At 69.5% G+C, this 17,883-nt stretch carries 18 protein-coding genes and 1 rRNA gene; 6 read left to right on the plus strand and 13 right to left on the minus strand.

Annotation, left to right across the window (positions count from 1 at the left end; genetic code table 11):
- Entirely contained in the window at positions 1–552 is a 552-nt protein-coding gene (locus tag ACQG07_RS16715) for a DinB family protein (protein ID WP_426738877.1), read from the minus strand.
- Between the two features lie 103 nt (positions 553–655).
- Complete coding sequence (locus ACQG07_RS16720) at positions 656–1,954, minus strand: serine hydrolase domain-containing protein (protein WP_274500092.1); 1,299 nt, start codon at positions 1,952–1,954, stop codon at positions 656–658.
- A 146-nt stretch (positions 1,955–2,100) separates the two neighbouring features.
- Here ACQG07_RS16720 and ACQG07_RS16725 point away from each other — a divergent pair, with 146 nt between their 5' ends.
- The 5 genes from ACQG07_RS16725 (at position 2,101) to ACQG07_RS16745 (ending at position 5,108) form a co-directional block, all read left to right on the plus strand.
- Positions 2,101–2,409 (plus strand): DUF2470 domain-containing protein, encoded by a 309-nt coding sequence (locus tag ACQG07_RS16725; RefSeq protein WP_341864867.1) that lies wholly within the window; start codon positions 2,101–2,103, stop codon positions 2,407–2,409.
- A gap of 128 nt (positions 2,410–2,537) precedes the next feature.
- Positions 2,538–2,948, plus strand: coding sequence for a DUF4383 domain-containing protein (locus tag ACQG07_RS16730; RefSeq protein ID WP_274500091.1), 411 nt, complete (start codon positions 2,538–2,540; stop codon positions 2,946–2,948).
- A 1-nt stretch (position 2,949) separates the two neighbouring features.
- Positions 2,950–3,564 carry a hypothetical protein gene (locus ACQG07_RS16735; protein ID WP_426738879.1) on the plus strand — a complete coding sequence of 205 codons (615 nt, stop codon included), beginning with the start codon at positions 2,950–2,952 and terminating at the stop codon, positions 3,562–3,564.
- 94 nt (positions 3,565–3,658) lie between these two features.
- Positions 3,659–4,318: a heme oxygenase (biliverdin-producing) gene (locus ACQG07_RS16740; RefSeq protein WP_086475147.1), complete on the plus strand. Its 660-nt coding sequence runs from the start codon at positions 3,659–3,661 to the stop codon at positions 4,316–4,318.
- Positions 4,319–4,403: 85 nt separating this feature from the next.
- Entirely contained in the window at positions 4,404–5,108 is a 705-nt protein-coding gene (locus ACQG07_RS16745; RefSeq protein WP_426738880.1) for an alpha/beta fold hydrolase, read from the plus strand.
- 51 nt (positions 5,109–5,159) lie between these two features.
- On the opposite strand, the gene ACQG07_RS16750 is transcribed toward ACQG07_RS16745, so the two are convergent.
- Positions 5,160–5,597 (minus strand): hypothetical protein, encoded by a 438-nt coding sequence (locus ACQG07_RS16750; protein ID WP_079707438.1) that lies wholly within the window; start codon positions 5,595–5,597, stop codon positions 5,160–5,162.
- 89 nt (positions 5,598–5,686) lie between these two features.
- Complete coding sequence (locus tag ACQG07_RS16755) at positions 5,687–6,946, minus strand: ATP-dependent DNA helicase (protein WP_079003639.1); 1,260 nt, start codon at positions 6,944–6,946, stop codon at positions 5,687–5,689.
- A 66-nt stretch (positions 6,947–7,012) separates the two neighbouring features.
- Between ACQG07_RS16755 and ACQG07_RS16760 the strand changes: the two genes are divergently transcribed.
- Positions 7,013–8,080, plus strand: coding sequence for a hypothetical protein (locus ACQG07_RS16760; protein WP_426738882.1), 1,068 nt, complete (start codon positions 7,013–7,015; stop codon positions 8,078–8,080).
- A 68-nt stretch (positions 8,081–8,148) separates the two neighbouring features.
- On the opposite strand, the gene ACQG07_RS16765 is transcribed toward ACQG07_RS16760, so the two are convergent.
- The 9 genes from ACQG07_RS16765 to rrf form a co-directional block, all read right to left on the minus strand.
- The gene (locus ACQG07_RS16765) at positions 8,149–10,143 is read right to left on the minus strand and encodes a cytochrome c oxidase assembly protein (protein ID WP_079707440.1); all 1,995 of its coding nucleotides are present in this window, start codon (positions 10,141–10,143) and stop codon (positions 8,149–8,151) included.
- Positions 10,144–10,230: 87 nt separating this feature from the next.
- Complete coding sequence (locus tag ACQG07_RS16770) at positions 10,231–13,440, minus strand: AAA family ATPase (RefSeq protein WP_426738884.1); 3,210 nt, start codon at positions 13,438–13,440, stop codon at positions 10,231–10,233.
- Positions 13,440–14,609 (minus strand): exonuclease SbcCD subunit D, encoded by a 1,170-nt coding sequence (locus tag ACQG07_RS16775; protein ID WP_426738885.1) that lies wholly within the window; start codon positions 14,607–14,609, stop codon positions 13,440–13,442. The genes ACQG07_RS16770 and ACQG07_RS16775 overlap by 1 nt, the downstream gene beginning before the upstream one ends.
- A gap of 160 nt (positions 14,610–14,769) precedes the next feature.
- Positions 14,770–15,051 (minus strand): HU family DNA-binding protein, encoded by a 282-nt coding sequence (locus ACQG07_RS16780; protein ID WP_064294762.1) that lies wholly within the window; start codon positions 15,049–15,051, stop codon positions 14,770–14,772.
- Between the two features lie 203 nt (positions 15,052–15,254).
- Positions 15,255–16,661: a DHA2 family efflux MFS transporter permease subunit gene (locus ACQG07_RS16785; RefSeq protein ID WP_426738886.1), complete on the minus strand. Its 1,407-nt coding sequence runs from the start codon at positions 16,659–16,661 to the stop codon at positions 15,255–15,257.
- A gap of 126 nt (positions 16,662–16,787) precedes the next feature.
- The gene (gene rpsN, locus ACQG07_RS16790; RefSeq protein WP_064294760.1) at positions 16,788–17,093 is read right to left on the minus strand and encodes a 30S ribosomal protein S14; all 306 of its coding nucleotides are present in this window, start codon (positions 17,091–17,093) and stop codon (positions 16,788–16,790) included.
- 2 nt (positions 17,094–17,095) lie between these two features.
- Complete coding sequence (rpmG, locus tag ACQG07_RS16795; protein ID WP_056010525.1) at positions 17,096–17,263, minus strand: 50S ribosomal protein L33; 168 nt, start codon at positions 17,261–17,263, stop codon at positions 17,096–17,098.
- The gene (gene rpmB, locus ACQG07_RS16800) at positions 17,263–17,499 is read right to left on the minus strand and encodes a 50S ribosomal protein L28 (RefSeq protein ID WP_056010522.1); all 237 of its coding nucleotides are present in this window, start codon (positions 17,497–17,499) and stop codon (positions 17,263–17,265) included. Before rpmB ends, rpmG begins: the two co-directional genes overlap by 1 nt.
- 313 nt (positions 17,500–17,812) lie before the next feature.
- Positions 17,813–17,883: ribosomal RNA gene (gene rrf / locus ACQG07_RS16805) — 5S ribosomal RNA — on the minus strand; the annotation flags it as partial.

Here is a 17,883-nt window from a genome sequence, read left to right on the forward strand (position 1 = left end):
TCACGACCGCGCGCTCGTCACATCCCAGAGATGGTGCACCGGGTCGTGGATGAAGTAGCGGCCGAGGGTCTCGGTCGTGAAGCGCGCGCCGTCGCTCCGTCGACCCGTCCGCGTGAGCGCCTCGTCCGGTACCCGCTCGAACGCTGCGGCAAGCACCGTCGCGGCCTCGACCAGCTCCGCCGACACCCGGTTCGGGTCCTGCTCGCCGTAGCGCTCCTCCAGAGCCGTCGCGTCCTGGTCCCAGTTCTCGAACGCGGGATCGTCTTCGTCGAGGACGAGCCGCAGCCGGACGTCGAAGATGCGGAACACGTCCCGCACGTGGGCCGCGTACTCGAGCGGCGACCAGGTCTGCGGGTCGGGCCGCTCCCGGACGTCGGCACGCTCCAGCACCGCCGGCCACGCGGCGGCGTTCGCCAGGATCAACCCGGGGAGGTCTCGGAACCCGAACCGCGACGTGTCCATCCCGCACTCGGGACAGGCGCGCTCGAGGACCCAGGTCCAGTTCTTCGTGTCCGGGACGATGGTGTCGTCGTCGGGGGTGTTCGTCGTCATGGGTTCACTCTAGGAAGCAGCGTCGTTCAGCACCCTCGCGAAAGCGTCATCGTGCCGCGATCCGCCGCCACCGTCCGCTGGTGGCGCCGTGCCGATGCCTCCGTTACCCGGCGGGGGCGACCGGCGGGGCGCAGACCATCGCCGAGGCGGCGAGCTGCTCCGCCATCTGCTGCTCGGACCATGGGAGTGCGATCTCGGGCGCCTTCTGCCCGCTCGCCGGTGCCGCCTTCGCACCGATCGAGGCGAGTTGCATGGCGAGCGTCTGCGCGAAGCCCGCACCGAGCGTCGAGTTGTTGAGCATGACGACGACCGTCAGTCCGGAGGCCGGGTCGGAGAATGCCGCCGAGAGCGAGCCGGGGATAGCGCCGGCCTGCCCGCGGAACGGACCGATCTGCAACCCACCCACACCGAAGCTCTTCCAGGTCGGCTCAGCCTCGCCCAGCGAGACGGGGTCCTTCCACTGCTTCTTGAAGGTGCTGTCGTTCAGCAGCGAGCCGGATGCGAAGGACTGCGTGAACTTCCGCAGATCGTCGACCGAGGAGACGACGCCACCGGCGGTCCACACCATCGAGGGCGACAGCTCGGTCTCGTCCGTCGGTGCGTCGCACTGGTAGGTGCCGTCCGCGATGCGCGGCGTCAGGTACCCATTGGGGTGCGACCCCGGAAGCTCGACGGTGGAGGCGTCGGGGAAGCTGGACTTCGACATGCCGAGCGGCGAGAAGACGTAGTGGTCGTACAGGGACTGCCAGGACTGACCGGTCAGCTCCTCGAGCGCCATGCCGAGCAGGATGTAGCCGGTGTCACTCGAACCGAAGAGCGCCCCCGGAGCCGTCCGCGTACCGCTCGCGAGGCCGTTCGCGAGGATCTCGGCCATCGACCAGTTGCGGGTCGGGTTGGTGACGAACTGCGCGTTGAGCGCGGGCGTGTAGGTGCCGAGTCCCGACGTGCCGTTGCACAGCTGCTGGTAGGTGATGCCCTCGATGCCCTGGACCTGCGGGAGGGTCTTGTGCACCTGGTCGGTGAGCTTGATCTTGCCCTCGTCGACGAGTTCGAGGAGCACGGTGCAGGTCATCGGGCGCGTGGTGTCGCCGATGCGGTAGACCATGGACGGGTCCATCTTGGTCTTGCCACCCGGCTCGGTCGTGCCGACGCCGGCCGTGTAGCTCCCGGCCCACGGCGCCCAGACGCCGACGATGGCGCCGGAGGATCCGGACTGGGTGACGGCGGCCTCGACCGCCGCCGTGATGGCGTCGGTCGTGTCGCTCGCGAGCGTGCCGCTGACCTGGTCGGGGAAGTCGGTGTCGGACACCGAGGGGCCCGAGCAGCCGACGAGCACCGTCGCGAGGGTCGCCGCGGTAAGGAGTGCGGCGAGACGCCGGCGCCTCGGAGCTGTTGCAGTCAAGTCATCCCCCTGATGAGCGGTCTGCGGAGCTGCAGACTGTTCCCGATTGTAACCGGGCGCGGCTGAGAGCTGCGGTCGCACGCCGCGTGCCGGTCACTCGGGCGGCGGACCTGGTGCGGGGCCCGTCGATGGTGTTCCCTGGAGAGGTGACCTCGAACGCCTTCCCGCAGACCACCGTCGACGCCGTCCTGGCACACATGAACGGCGACCATCCCGACGACAACGTGCTCATCGTGCGCGCCTTCCTGGAACCGGCGGCCGAGGCCGCCACCATGATCGCGCTGGACGGGACGGGTGGCGAGTGGACCTGGACGGTCGACGGCACCGCCGCGGGTGGGCGGGTGCCCTGGCCCGCCGGCACCATCACCGAGCGCGGCGAGATCCGACGCGAGGTCGTCGCCCTCTACGACGCCGCGTGCGCCCGTCTGGGCGTGGAGCCACGCCCGCACGACTGAGCGACGGCCGCCCCTCGGCCGTCGACCGCCGATCACCGCCTCAGGTGACCAAACCATCGACGCCCGCACCTCCGAACTCCTCAACGCCCCGAGACGATTCGCGGCACGAAGGATCAGGAGGCATTCCCATGCGTCATTCACCCAACCGGCTCCTCGCCGCCGTCTTCGGCGCGGTCTACGTGGTCGTCGGACTCCTCGGCGGGATCGTCGCGGGCGGCCTGCCGTTCCTCACCACCGAGGGCGGTCTCCTGCTCGGGGTCTTCGAGGTCAACCCGCTGCACAACATCGCGCACGTCCTCATCGGCGCGGCACTGCTCATCGCCGGGCTCTCGAACGTCGTCGCGGCCAAGACCGTCAACACGGTGATCGGTGGTTTCTACCTCCTGCTCGGTGTCGTCGGATTCTTCATCGTGGGCTCCGCGCTCAACATCCTCGCGCTCAACACGGCCGACCACTTCCTCCACCTCGCGAGCGCCGTGGTCCTGCTCGGTGCCGGACTGGCTGCGGACAAGCGCACGCACCGGGTGGCGACGGCCTGACATGTCGCTCTCCGTCGAGCGTCAGGACGTCCGAGCGGGAGGCGACACCGCGGTCCGCTCCGGGACGACGTCGATCTCGAACAGCCTGCTCGCGATGTGCGCGCTCGGCGCCGGTCTCGTGCTGATCGCGACCGGCGCCGGGTCCTCCCCCGTGGGCGCGATCCCGCTCGTCACCCTGGGCGTCGCCGCACTGCTGTGGTCCGTCGTGGTCCTCGTCCGCGACCGGGTGCCGGGCCTCCGAGCGTCCTTCGCCGGCACGGTGGGCACGGTCGTCGTCTGGGTGGCGCTGTACGGACTCGCCTCCCTCGGTGTCACGACCGTGCCGCCGTTCCTGCCGACCCTCTCGTCCACGGTCCTGCTGCTCATCGTCGCCGGGGTGCTCGCACGGCGACTCCGGCGGGTCACCCTCGCCTCGACGGCGCCGGACGAACTCGAGCTCGACGCCCTGCTGACGCGAGCGAGCCGTCGGCGACGTCGCGAGCCGAGCACCGGACGGTACGTGCTCACCCTGCTCGCCGGGGCAGCGGTCGTGGCGGCGATCACCACACCGGCACTGGCCCAGACCAACGCCGGTGCGTTCGCGGTCCCGCACGGTTCCCTGCACAGCAGCCACTGATTCCCTCCACAGCGACACATCCACCCTCCCGTTCACGAGCCCTGCCCGTTACACTTAGGCAACCCTTACCGAACCAGCCGACGCGGAGTCCGACATGAGCACTGTGATCCCCTTCTCCCAGGCCCTGCGCGAGCGCACATCCTCCGGCCACTCCTCCAGCGAGGGGGCGGACTTCATGAGCGACCTCATGACCGGGAAGGGTTCGAAGGAGGACTACGTCGCCCTCGTCGCGCAGCACTTCTTCATCTACGAGGCCCTCGAGGCCGCAGCCGACCGCATGCGCGCCGATGCCGTCGCCGCTCCGTTCATCAGTGACAAGCTGACGCGGCTCCCCGCCATCGTGCAGGACCTCGAGTTCCTGATCGGTCCGGACTGGCGCGAACAGATCACGCCGCTGCCCACTACCGCCCGGTACGTGGCACGGATCAACGAGGTCGGCGCCGTCTGGCCCGGCGGCTTCGTCGCGCACCACTACACCCGGTACCTCGGCGACCTCTCGGGCGGGCAGATCATCCGCACGCTCATGCAGCGCCAGTTCGGCTTCGACACCAACGGCGTCGGCTTCTACCTCTTCGGCGACATCGCGAAGCCGCGCGAATTCAAGGACACCTACCGCGAGCAGCTCGACGCCGTCCCGTGGGACGACGAGGAGCAGGCCCGCGTGATCGACGAGGTCATGGTGGCGTACCGCTTCAACACCGACCTCTTCCGAGACCTCGCGACCGCGAAGGCCGCAGCGACCGCCGTCGCCTGACCTGTCCGCCAGGCCTCGGCCGGGTGCCGTGCGGTCTGCGAAACGCCCCTCCCGCCGCTCGCCTGCCGGGCGTAGCATCTCGGGCATGGACGTCATCCTCGTACCCGGTTTCTGGCTCGACGCATCCTCGTGGAGTGCGGTCACACCCCCGCTCGAGGCAGCCGGCCACCGGGTCCGACCGCTCACCCTCCCCGGTCTCGAGAGCGTCAGTGCCGACCGCGCCGGCATCGGCCTGCGCGACCACGTCGACGCCGTGGTCGCCGAGATCGACTCCGGCACCGAGCCAGTCGTGCTCGTCGGGCATTCCGGCGGCGGCGCCATCATCTCCGCCGCGATCGACGCCCGCCCTGACCGCGTCGTCCGCGCCGTGTACGTCGACTCGGGTCCGCTCGCCGACGGCGCGTGCATCAACGAGGAACTCCCCTCGTCGGGTTCCGATATCCCACTGCCCGACTGGACGGTGTTCGACGCGGAGGACCTCGTCGACCTGGACGAGGGGCTCCGCGAGCAATTCCGGGCCAGGGCCGTCCCGCAACCGAAGGGCGTCGCCGTCGACCGACAGCAGCTCTCCGACGACGACCGCCGCCTGTCCGTCCCGGCGACCGTGGTCGCGTGCGAGTTCTCCTCGGAGATGCTGCGCGGCCTGATGGAACAGGGCCACCCGTACGTCGCGGAACTGGCGCGGCTGCAGGACGTCGAGTTCGTCGACCTCCCGACGGGCCACTGGCCGCAGTTCACGAAGCCGGCCGAGCTCGGCGCGATCCTGCTCCGGGCCGTCGACCGCACCTGACCTCTGCTCAACCCACGACCAGGCAGGTCAACGCGAGGCGTCGACGGGCGCTCAGGTCATGAGGTACGCGAGCGGCAGGATGCCGAGTATCGCGATGAAGACCACTGCCAGAACGGCGTACACCGCGATCTGCGCGCCGCGTCCCTTGATGACCGCCTGACCCCTCGGAGCGAGCGAGCCTGAGACCCACTGCTGCGCCGGCGCGATGTAGTCGAGCGTCGGCGCCTCGCCGGGCTGCAGCAGGTAGTCGGCACGGCCGAACTCCCACAGCCACGCCATCGAGCACGAGACCTGCACGGGCCGGTCGGCCGGAACCGTGAACTGCGACGGTCCCCAGGTCGGGCGGTGCTCGAAGCCGTCAATGCGCACGACGAGTGGGATGAACCCCCAGTATCCGGCGAACGGCGGCTTGCTGGCGTTCAGCTCGAGCGTGCGCCAGGCGGTGATCGGACCGGGCTGCGGCCAGCCCTGCTGCATGGGATGGGTCATAACCGACAATCGTAGGGTCATCGACCCCATTCGTTCGCCCCTTTTCGGGCGACGGAGCACCGATTCGCCCAACAATCGGCGAACGGACGCTACTGCCCCGACATGAACCGCTTCACGTCGGTGTCGACGATGATGTCGCTCGGGCGCAGCGGCCGGGAGAGGTAGAGACCGTCGAGCGTCGAGATGCGGCTGAGTGCGACGTAGCTCTGCCCCGGGCTGAACGCGCGGCTGCCGAGGTCGACGATCGCGCGGTCGTAGGTCTTGCCCTGCGACTTGTGGATGGTGACCGCCCACGCGAGCCGCAGCGGGAACTGCGTGAACTCCGCCACGATGTCGCGCTTCAGCTGCTTCGTCACCGAGGAGTAGGAGTACTTGTACTTCTCCCACGTCGCCGGCTCGACCTCGAACTGCTCGCCGTCGACCTCGACCCAGACGGTGGAGTCGATCTTCACCACGGTCCCGAGCGTGCCGTTCACCCAGCGACGCTCGCTGTCGTTGCGGAGGAACATGACCTGCGCACCGACCTTGAGGTCGAGCGCCTCGTCGGCGGGGAACGCCCGGCCGCCGAAGTCGCCCGAGACCTCCGCGTTGGCGGTGAGTGGCTTGCCGTCGAGCTTGGCGAGCGCCGCCTTGTTGATGCGGTCGACGGTGTCGTTGCGGCTCGCGAGGGTGATGACGCCGTCTTCGGGAGGAGTCCTGGCGCCCATGCCGTTCAGCCGGCCGGCCATCTCGGCGGTGACCTGGCCATGCCGGACGCCGTTGAGGAGGTACTTGAACTCGGCCTCGTGCTGGCGGTGGATCTCCGTGAGCTCGACGAGCTGCAGCGGCGTCTCGGACCACACCTTGGCGTCGAAGAACCAGAACGAGCGGTAGGTGTCGGCGATGTACGCCCGTTCCTCGAGGCTGCCGGGCACCGGAGCGAGCTGGTACGGGTCGCCGAAGAGCACGATCTGCACGCCGCCGAACGGCTCGCGCGGCCGCTGCCGGGCCTGCCGGAGACTCCGGTCCATGGCGTCCATGAGGTCGGCGCTCACCATGGAGACCTCATCGACGACGAGGGTGTCGATGGAGTTGAGCAGCTTGCGGGTCTGATCGTTCTGGTCGATCGTGTGATCGGCGATGAGCCCGATCGGCAGGCGGAACAACGAGTGGATCGTCTGGCCGCCGACGTTCAGCGCGGCGACACCCGTCGGGGCGCAGATGGCCAGCTGCTTCGAGGTGTTCCAGGCGAGGTGGTTGAGGAGCGTCGACTTCCCGGTGCCCGCTCGACCCGTCACGAACAGGTGCTCGCGGGTGCTCTCGATGCGGTCGAAGACGGCTTGCTGCTCGGCGGAGAGGGCTACGCTCATGATGCTTCGGTTCCCTCCCGTTTTCGCCCTTCAATCCTACGCGAGGTGCCCGCCTAGGATGTCAGGATGAGCCATGTCGCGACACGTGGGGAGCTGCGACGCCCGGGAACGGTGCGCGGTGCGCTCGTCCGCGCCGTCGTGCTGTGGCTCTGCATCGCGGCGCTGCTCGTCGCGGCCATCGTCTCCGCCTGGTCGGCCGTCGCCCGCGACGTCTACGGCGCCGGTTCCTTCGCGCGCGGCTACCTGGACGCCCTCGCAGACGACGACGCCGCGACCGCGCTCGCGTTGCCCGGAGTCGCCCTGAGCTCCGCCGAACTCGCCGACGCGGGCCTGCCCGCCGAGAGCTCGGACGCTCTGCTCCGGAGCGAGGCGCTCGGCACGATCGAGGACGTGCGCCTCGTCTCCGACGTCACGACGGGCTCGGGCGCCCACGAGGTCACCTTCTCGTACCGACTCGCTGGGCAGCCGCACAGCACGGTGTTCTCGATCACGAGCGGCGAGCGCACCTTCGGGCTGTTCCCGTCGTGGCGCTTCGAGACGAGCCCGTTGAGCGTCGTCCAGCTGACGGTCGCGCACACGACCGGGTTCCGGGCGAACGGTTTCGAGCTCGACACCCGCCGCGTCGCGGAGGGGACCGAGGGGGCCTTCACCTCCACCATCCCGCTCCTCACCTTCACGCCGGGCAGCGTCGACTTCGACGTCGACACCACCTACCTGGCGGCGTCAGTGGAGACGGCGACGACGACCGAGGTCGCGAGCGTCGTCGATGCCGAGGTGACCGCGAGTGCCACCTCGGACTTCGTCGGGGAGGTCCAGACGCAGATCGACGGCTACCTCGACAACTGCGCCACGCAACAGGTCCTCCAGCCCACCGGGTGCCCGTTCGGCATGGTGATCCGCGATCGCGTGGACGACCTACCGGTGTGGTCCATCGCGGCCTACCCCGTGGTGGCGGTGCAGCCGGGCGACACCGGTTGGCAGATGCCGGCGACGGCCGGAGCCGCGCACCTCGTCGTCGACGTGAAGTCGCTGTTCGACGGCACGGTCTCGACCCTCGACGAGGACGTCCCGTTCACGCTGTCGGCGTTCGTGACGATCCGCGACGACGGCTCCCTCTACATCGACCTCCGCTGAAGCCCGCGAACTGTCACTTCGACACAGTCCGACACCCCTCACACTGTTCCGGAGTGACAGTTCGCGGGCTAGGAGCGGGTGTCGTTGGCCGCCATGCGCGCGAGACGCTCGTTGTACTCGTTGAGCTCCGCGTCGTTCGTGCGGTCCGCGTTGCGATCGAGTCGCTTCTGGTCCTTCGCGTCGCTCTTGCTCCACGAGATCGCGACCGCGACGGCGAGCGCCAGGGTCGGGATCTCGCCGACGCTCCAGGCGATCCCGCCGCCCGTCTGCTGGTCGAGGAGCGGTGCCTGCCCCCACGTGCGTCCCATCGCCCCGAACCAGTCGGCGAGGAACAGCCCGGTCGAGGAGATGATCGCCAGCCCGAAGAACGCGTGGAACGCCATCGTCGCGAAGAGCAGCAGGAGCCGCATCGGGTACGGCAGGCGATACGGGACCGGGTCGATGCCGATGAGCGACTGCACGAAGAGGTAGCCGGTGATGAGGAAGTGCACGACCATCCACTCGTGGCCGATGTGGTCCTCCATCGACCAGCGGAACAGCGGCGTGTAGTAGAACACCCAGAGTGATCCGGCGAAGAGCACCGCGGTGACGATCGGGTTCGAGATGATCCCCGCGAACTTCGAGTGCACGGCCAGGAGCACCCACTCCCGACCCCCTCGGGAGTCGTCCGAGCGCTTCCGCACCGCCCGCGCGAGCAGTGTGACAGGCGCTCCGGGGACGAGGAGCACGGGGACGAGCATGGTGAGGCCCATGTGCCCGAGCATGTGCACGCTGAAGAGGTACGGCTGGTAGACGTTGATGCCACCGCAGGTGAGGTAGAAGAGCACGAGCAGCCCGAGCACCCAGCTGACGGTGCGCAGGATCGGCCAGGAGTCGCCACGGCGGTGGAGGCGGACGACACCCGCGATGTAGAAGAAGATGCCGAAGGCACAGGCGAGCAACCACAGCAGGTCGATGTTCCACTCGGTGAAGTACCGCGCGAAGGTCAGTTCCGGCGGCAGTTCCTCCCCGGTGAGCAGCACCGCGGGTGTCGGCGCGGTCGGCACGGTCTGGTCGACCGGCGGGGCCGTCTTCGCGAGGGCTGCGGCGGCACCGGAGGCGATGCCCATGAACCCGAGCTCGAGGGCGACCAGCCACCAGAAGGTGCCCGTGCGGCCCGCGGGGGTGTCCGCACGTGCAGCGGCGGACCGCTCGATGCGGCCGATGAGCACCCGACGCTGCAGCGCACCGAACAGGCCGAGCGCCAGCAGGGCGAAGACCTTGACGAGGACGAGGATGCCGTACGGGGTGCCCAGGCGGTCGAGCGAGCCGATGCGCAGCTCGGCGCTCACGTATCCGGAGACGGCCACGACGACGAAGGACACGAGTGCCACGGTCGAGTACCGCATGAGCACGGGGGCGAGCCGGCCGTCTTCGAGGGTCTTGCGGATGAAGACCAGCGTGAGCAGACCGCCGAGCCAGATGGCGGCGAACACGAGGTGCAGGCCGAGCGCGGTGACGGCGGCGTTGTGCCCGCTGGCCTCGGCGGAGTGACCCTGCTGGGCCATCGGCAGCAGCGACACGAGGGACAGCCCGAAGACGAACACGAGCACCGTGTGGTTGCGGACGGCGAAGCAGAGCACCGTCACGGCCGCGGCGATGAGGGTCGTCTGCAGCCAGGCCTGGCCCGACTCGATCCCGGTGAAGAAGAGGCTGAGCTTCGCGCCGAACGCGTCGTCGAAGGTGAGCGGCACCTGCGTGACGTTCAGGAAGGTGAAGAAGCCCGTCACGCCGGAGGCGACGGTGAAGACCGCGGCGCCGGCTGCGGCGACGTCGAGCGCAGCGCCGTACTCGCGCCGGTCCGGGCTGAGCGCCCAGCAGGCCATGAGCAACGCGCCGATGGTGACGGCGGCGCTCAGGTTGACGAGCAGTTGTGCGATCGGGAGCCCCCACCGCACGACGGCGCCGGGGTCGCCCAGGAGTTGCGCATCCGCTCCACCGCCGAAGGCCAGACCCGCGAGGAGGGTCGCCACAGCCACGAGGAGCAGGAGGGCAGGACCCGCGAGGCGGACGACACGATTCACGCTGCAAGCCTACGCGGCGCTGCTGGGAACCCCGACCGCAGCGGGCTCAGCCGGCGCTCGGTCCCTGAGCCTGTCGGAGGGCGCCGCTCACGCCCGGACGAGCAGGGTCGAGGAGCCGTCTTCCAGCCGCCGCACCTCGATGCGTTCGCCGATGCGCTGCTTCATCTCCTCGACGTGGCTGACGACGCCGACGACGCGGCCGCCGGCCGAGAGCCGACCGAGCTCGGCCATCACGGTGTCGAGCGTCTCGGGGTCGAGGCTGCCGAACCCTTCGTCGACGAAGAGCGTGCCGAGCTCGACACCGCCGGCCTCGCCCGTCACGACGTCCGCGAGCCCGAGTGCGAGGCAGAGCGAGGCGTAGAACGTCTCGCCACCGGACAGCGACTTCGGATCGCGACGCCGGTCGGTCCGGTGATCGTGCACCGTGAGCGACAACCCGACGCGCTGGCTGCGGGAGGGTCCTTCCTTGACGTCGCTGCGGACGAGCTCGTAGCGCCCGCCTGACATCGACTCCAGGCGCGCGTTCGCCGCCGCCACGACATCCTCGAAGCGGCGCAGGAGCACGTAGGTGCCGAGGGTGACCTTCGTGCTGTTCTCGCTGCCCGTGGCCGACACCACGTCGGCGAGGCGGACGACGGCCGCGGCCTCGCGGACCGCGTCGGCGTTCTCGTCGGCCGCCTCGGCGAGCGCCGTGCAGGCCGCCGCCGCGTTGGTCGCTCGTCGTGCGGAGACGGCGGCCGCTGCGGTCGCGGTGCCTGCTGCCGCCTCGGCGTCGGCCAGTCGTCGGGCCGTCGCTTCGACGTCGGGTGCGGCGGTACCGGCGACTCCGGCGATGGCCGGGCTCGCGAGTGCTTCCGCGTTCGCGGTCGTGTGACGCAGGTGGTCGGCCACCCGCGCCTCGGCGCTCGCCCGTTCGACCCCGTTCATGACTGCGGCTTCCGCGGCCGCGCGGTCGGCGAACCCGGCCCGCTCGAGTCCCGCCTCCAGCTCGACCGCGCGCTCGGCGTCACGCAGGCGCCGGTCAGCGACGGTCGCTCGTGCCGCCGCGAGCAGGGACAGCGAGGAGAGCTCGGCCTCGAGCATCGCGTCGAGCTCGGCAAGTGAAGCCGCTCGACCGGCGAGGACACCGGCCACCTCGGCGCGGGCCTGCTCGTGGGCGCGCTGCGCGGCGGCGAGCCGCTCGGTCAGTGTCGCCCGAGTGGCGGTGCGTTCCGACACCGCGACCACGCCGGCCAGGTGCTCGTCCGCGAGGCGCCCGGCCTCCGCGACCTCGGCGTCCGCCTGCTCGGCGGTGACCACGGCCTCCGCGTACTGCCTGTCGGCCTCCGCAGCGGCCGCATCGACGGCCGCCCGCGCAGCGACCGGGTCGAAGCCGGTCGTCGCCGTCGAAGCGTCGGACGAGCCGGTTGCAGCCACGTCGCCCGGGTCGTCGGCCAGCGCGAGGAACTGCTCGACGAGGCGACGACGCTCCGCCCGGGCGATGTCCCGGGCGTTCTGCGCCGACTGCATCGTCGCCTCGGCATCGGCCCGCGCGACGGATGCCGCTTCGACCGCGTCCGCGTCGGGGTGGTCTCCGTCGAGCACCGCGGGCGCCGGATGACTCAGCGAACCGCAGACGCTGCACGGCTCGCCGTCCCGCAAGCCGGTGGCGAGTTCACCCGCCATGCCCTCGATCCTCCGGAGGCGCAGCGACGTCTCGACGTCGATCGCCGCCTTCGCGGCCGTGGCGGCCTCGGTGACCTCGTCGGCGAGCCCCTCGAGGCGTTCGTCGGCCGCGTCCACCCGATCCAGCACCGCACGGCGTTCAGCCGCGCGCTCGACGGACCGGGCGGCCCTGGCCGACTCGGTGGCCGCACGCGAGGCGCGCTCCGGTGCCGAGCTGAGCGCTGCCCGGCGGGCGTCCCGTCGCGTCTGTTCCGCTGCGAGCTCGGCGAGCCGTTCGTCGACGGTCGCGAGCTCCTCGGCGAGTGCTGCGAGCGCGAGTTCCCGGTCGGCGTCGGCGGCTTCGAGGACGAGCACGGCCGCCATCGACGCTCGCTCGACGGTGAGGGATTCGCGGCACGCGGCGACGGACGCGTCGTCGAGTGCGACGATCGCCTCGTCGGCCTGCTCCTCCATCGCGGTGAGCGACGCGATGGCATCCTGGAGCGCCGCCGATGCCGTGGCCGCTCCGGCGAGCGCGGACGCGACGGTGTCCGCCCGAGCCCCTGCCGCAATCCGTTCGGAGAGCCGCGCGACCGGTTCGTCGTCCACCGAGAGCAGCTCGCGCTCGGTCAGCAGCTCCGCGCGACGTTCGATGGACGCGAGCAGTGTCTGGGCCGCGGCGTGTTCGGTGCGAGCGCCCTCCAGGGCGACCCGCGCCTCGCCAGCGGTCGAGGCGTCGGCGGCGGCGTGGCGCTCGAGGACGGCGACGATACGCGTGGCGTCACCGCCGAGGTCTTCGGAATCGGCTTCGAGCGGGACCGCGAGGGTCGCGACGTCGGGATCTGGGTCGGGCTCCGCAGCCGACGGATCACCGGCAGTCGCGGGAGCACCTGAGTCGGCATCGACCGCCGCGGGGACGTCCATCCCGGCCGGGGTGTCCGCTCCCTTGCCCGCGACGAGTTCCCGTGCGTCGTCGAGTTCGGCCGCTCCAGCGAACCGGGCGATCGCGCGGCCCAGCGCCTCTCGTGCGCCTTCGATGTCGCGTTGGGCCTGCCGACGCTGCTCGACGAGGTGCTTGGCGACCCGCTCGTAGTGCTCCGTCCCGAACAGGGACCGGAGCAGTTCGCTGCGCTCCTCACCGCCGGCGGCGAGGAACTTCGCGAACTCGCCCTGCGGGAGGACGATGGTCTGGACGAACTGTTCCCGGGTGAGACCGACGATCCGGCTGATCTCAGGACCGATCTCCTGTGCGCGGGTCGACAGGGTCTCTCCGGCCAGTGCGTCGGGATCGGTCAGGCGGACGAGGGTGGCGCTCGCCTGCTGCGGTGTGAAGCCGGCACCGCGCTGCTTCGGCCGCTGGTAGGCCGGCGTCCGCCGCACCCGGTACACGCCGGATCCGGTCTCGAAGACGAGTTCCACGAACGGTTCCGTCCCGGGCTGCGCGTGGTGCGAGTGGAGGCGGTCCTTGCTGGCCCCCGTACCGGCGAGTTCGCCGTACAGCCCGAACACGATGGCGTCGATGATCGTGGACTTGCCGGCTCCGGTCGGGCCCTCCAGGAGGAACAGACCAGCCCGCCCGAGTTCGACGAAGTCGATGGTGTGCTCACCGGCGTACGGTCCGATGGCCTGCAGCGTCAGTCGGTGCAGGCGCATCAGGCACTCACCTCCGCGGCGAGTGCTGCCTCGTTCGCCGCCGCGATGAGCTCCCGCTCGCGAGTGGTCGCCGGTGCACCCGTCGCGTACTCGATGAACTCGGCGGTGACCTCGACCGGGTCGGAGACCGCCGTGACGGCTGCGGCGCGAACCTCCTCGGAACGGTTCGCCGGCGCGTGCGACCAGACGAGCAGGTGCGGGAAGCGCCGGGTCAGCGTCGCGTACAGCTCCGGTGGCCGGACGTCGTCGGTGACCGTGGCGCGCACCCAGGCGTCGACGGCGTCGTCTCCCGTGGGGCCCTGCAGCTCTGCGAGGGTTCCGGTGACGTCGACGAGCCGACGGGGCACCGGCGCCGGCAGCAGTTCCAGGTGCACGGAGCCGTCGGCGGCGAGGTCGACCAGCACGCTCGACTTCACCTGGTTGCGTTCGGAGAAGGAGTAGGCGAGCGGCGACCCGGAGTACCGCATGCGTTCGACGCCCGTCGCGGCCCCGACGTGCTGCGCACCGTGGAGGTGGCCGAGCGCGACGTAGTCGAAGTCGTCGAACAACTGGGCGGGCACCGCATCGACCCCGCCGATCCGGATGTCGCGTTCGCTATCGCTCGCGAGACCACCGATGACGAAGGCATGCGCAGCCACGACCGATCGGACCGTTCCGTGCTCGCGACGCTGCGCGAGATCGGCTCGGACGCTCGCGAGGGCTGCACCCATGACGGCGGCGTGCGACCGCGCGAGCGGCTGGTCGTCCGGGGCCAGCACCCCTCGTGCGGTGTCGGGGTCGAGGTAGGGCAGTGGGTAGAAGGCGACGGGCCCGTGTTCGTCGTCCACCAGGACCGGTTCGCCGACCCGCGCGAGGTCGGCGCGAATGTCGATCCCGTCGCGCAGCATGGCGGCGCCGAAGCCGAGCCGGATGGCCGAATCATGGTTGCCCGGGGCGAGGATGACGCGGGTGCGGCCAGCAAGCCGCCCGAGCGACTCCGACAGGAGCGTCACCGCCTCGACCGGCGGGATGGCGCGGTCGTAGATGTCGCCGGCGACGAGGAGGACGTCGACCTGGTGGTCCACGACCGTCTGCTCGAGGTGCGCCAGGAAGTCGCGTTGGAAGGGGAGCAGGTCGACCCCGTGCAGCGAACGGCCGAGGTGCCAGTCCGAGGTGTGGAGGATCCGCATGACAGCAATGCTAGGCCGAGCCGCCGACACCTCGCCGCACCCCGGACGGCACCCGGACGAACGACAGCAGGGCGTCGCTCTCGCGACGCCCTGCTGTGTGGTCTGAACCGGCGGAGTGTCTCCGTGGTCCGAGTCCGTGCGGGCTGACGCCCGCGACGACTTACTTGACGGAAGCCTTGAGCTTCGAGCCGGCGGTCACCTTGACGCGCTTGCCGGCCGGGATCTGGATCTCGGCGCCGGTCTGCGGGTTGCGGCCCGTGCGAGCGGCGGTGTCGGTCTGCTCGAAGGCGATCCAACCCGGGATCGAGACCTTGCCGCCCGTGGCGACGGTCTCAGCGACGGTGGTGAACAGCGCGTCGACAACGCTGCCGACGGTCGCCTGGCTCTGGCCGGTCGATGCGGCGATGGCGGCGACGAGTTCGGTCTTGTTCAAATTTGCCATTGTGAGGGTCCTCCTCGGACGTTGCTGCAACGTACAGCTGATGTGTTGGTAGCGAAGGTGTCGCTGATACGGCACCAACTGGTCGGTGTGACCGCCTCGAATGTAGCAGCAATCCGCGAGATTTCGCGGATTTCTCCGCTCTACGCGGACAATCGGGCCTGCGTGTCGGTCGTTTCCCAGCTGGGAGCCGTCGGTGTGGCCGCTCAGCGGACCCCGATGACGCTGTGCCCGGCAGCTCGCGACAGCAACCACGCCTCGATCGTCGGGAAGAGGGTCAGGACGGCGATCGCGAGGAACGCGAACTGATACGGCAGCAGCTGGCCGCCACCGACCCCGTCCTCGAGGGAGAATCCGGTCGTCAGCAGGATCGCTCCGACGGCGACACCGAAGCCGCTCGCGACCTGTTGCAGGGTCGAGTTGAGGGTGTTGGCGCGAGACATCGCAGCGGGTTCGACGTCGGCGAAGGTGATGGTGTTGTACGCCGTGAAGCCGATCGACCGGGCGACCCCGCTGAGGAAGAGCAGCAGTGCCATGAGCACGATCGACGTGTCAGCGGTGAGGAACGCCATCCCGGCCATGCACAGGACTCCGATCAGGTTCGACGACACGAGCACCAGACGGAATCCGAACCGCCGCAGCATCCAGGTCGTCGCCGGCTTGATCGCGAGGTTGCCGGCGAAGAGGAAGAGCACCATCGAACCGGCCTGGACGGGCGTCCAGCCGAATGCGTCCTGGAAGAGCAGCGGCAGGAGGAAGGGGACGGCGCTGATGGTGAGCCGGTAGACGCTGCCCCCGGCGTTGGCCAGACGGAAGGTCTCGATGCGCAGCGAGCGGAGGTCGACGAATGGGTGGGGGGCACGGAACAGGTGCCGGATCGCGAGGGCGAGCAGGACGACACCTGCCACGAGCGACCCGATGAACCACCGGGCGTCGAACCCGGCGCCGGACACCAGGGACGCCGCCACGAGGAGCGACGCGAGCCCGACGCAGGCGAGCGACAGGCCGAGCCAGTCGAGCGGAGGCACCTCGTCGGCGGCGAAGTCGGGGACGATGCGGAGCGCCACGATGAAGGCGACGACACCGATCGGCACGTTGATGAGGAAGATCCAGTGCCAGGAGGCGTACTGGGTGATCACCCCACCGAGGAACGGCGCGATGATCGGGGCGGCGAGGGCGGGCCACGTCAGGAGGGCGATGGCCTGGATCAACCGCTCCTTGGGCGTCACCCGGAGCACGGCTAAGCGGCCGACCGGCACCATCAACGCCCCGCCGACACCCTGGAGCACCCGGAAGCCGACGAGCATCGGCAGGCTCGAGCTCAACGCGCACAGCACGGAGGCGATCGTGAACACCGCGATCGCAAGTGCGAAGATGCGCTTGGCACCGAACCGGTCCGTCAGCCAGCCGCTGACGGGGATGAGGACAGCGACCGTGAGCAGGAACGCGGTGACCGCGAGCCCCACGGCCGTCGACGAGGTCCCGAGGTCGCGCGCGATGCTCGGTGCAGCTGTGGTGAGGATGGTCCCGTCGAGGTTCTCCATGAAGAAGCAGCCGGCGACCAGGAGGGCGATGGCTCGTTGCGTGCGGACGTCCAGCAGCGCCTCCTCCATGGATGTGGGAATCGTTCGATCCTTGCAGCTGTCGCCGACAACGCGAAAGGGCCGCCCGCGATGCGGACGGCCCTTTCGGTGTTGCGATGCTGTGTCAGCGGAATGTGAGCTCCGACTGAGCGGGTGTTACCAGCTCGACTTGCGGACGCCGGGCAGTTCGCCCTTGTGCGCCATGTCGCGGAAGCGAACGCGGCTGATGCCGAACTTCGAGAGGTTGCCTCGCGGGCGACCGTCGATCGCGTCGCGGTTGCGGAGGCGAACCGGCGAAGCGTTGCGAGGAAGCTTCTGCAGGCCGAGGCGAGCTGCTTCACGCGACTCGTCGGTCCCGGCGGGGTCGACGAGGGCCTTCTTCAGCTCGGCGCGCTTCGTGGCGTAGCGGTCGACGATAACCTTGCGCTGCTCGTTACGGGCGATCTTGCTCTTCTTAGCCATGTTTAGCGCTCCTCTCGGAATTCAACGTGCTTGCGCACTACGGGGTCGTACTTCTTGAGCACGAGACGGTCTGGGTTGTTGCGACGGTTCTTCTTGGTCACGTACGTGTAACCGGTACCAGCCGTCGAACGGAGCTTGATGATTGGACGGACGTCCTGCTGCTTAGCCATTAGATCTTCACCCCACGAGCGAGAATGTCCTTGACGACGGATTCGATGCCTCGGGCGTCGATCACCTTGATGCCCTTGGCGGACACCTTCAGGGTGACGTTACGACGCAGCGAGGGCACGTAGTAGGTCTTCTTCTGCACGTTCGGGTCGAAGCGGCGCTTCGTGCGACGGTGCGAGTGCGAGATGTTGTGACCGAAGCCGGGAACGGCTCCTGTCACCTGGCACACTGCTGCCATAGTAGTTTCTCCTTCATTACCGCAGGGCGACTGCCCTGCCCAAGATCTCTTGTCGGCGTGCGCGATCCCGGTCTGCGTGAGCGGTGGGGATCGTGGACACGATGTGGACATGGAGCGTCCACACCAAGGGTCAAGCGTACGCTGTGACCAGGCGTTTTGCAAATTCGTGTTTGTACAACTCAACGCGCTGCGCGTTAACGCGCTGCGCGTGTTAACGCGCTGCGCGTGTTAACGCGCTGCGCGTGTTAACACGCTGCGCGTGTTAACGCAAAATGGCCACCCAAGAACCTTGGGTGGCCATTTCAACGAAGAAGTCCGGCGGTGTCCTACTCTCCCACAGGGTCCCCCCTGCAGTACCATCGGCGCAAAGAGTCTTAGCTTCCG

The organism is Plantibacter sp. 2H11-2 (assembly GCF_050031945.1).
Taxonomy (GTDB): Bacteria; Actinomycetota; Actinomycetes; order Actinomycetales; family Microbacteriaceae; genus Plantibacter; species Plantibacter auratus.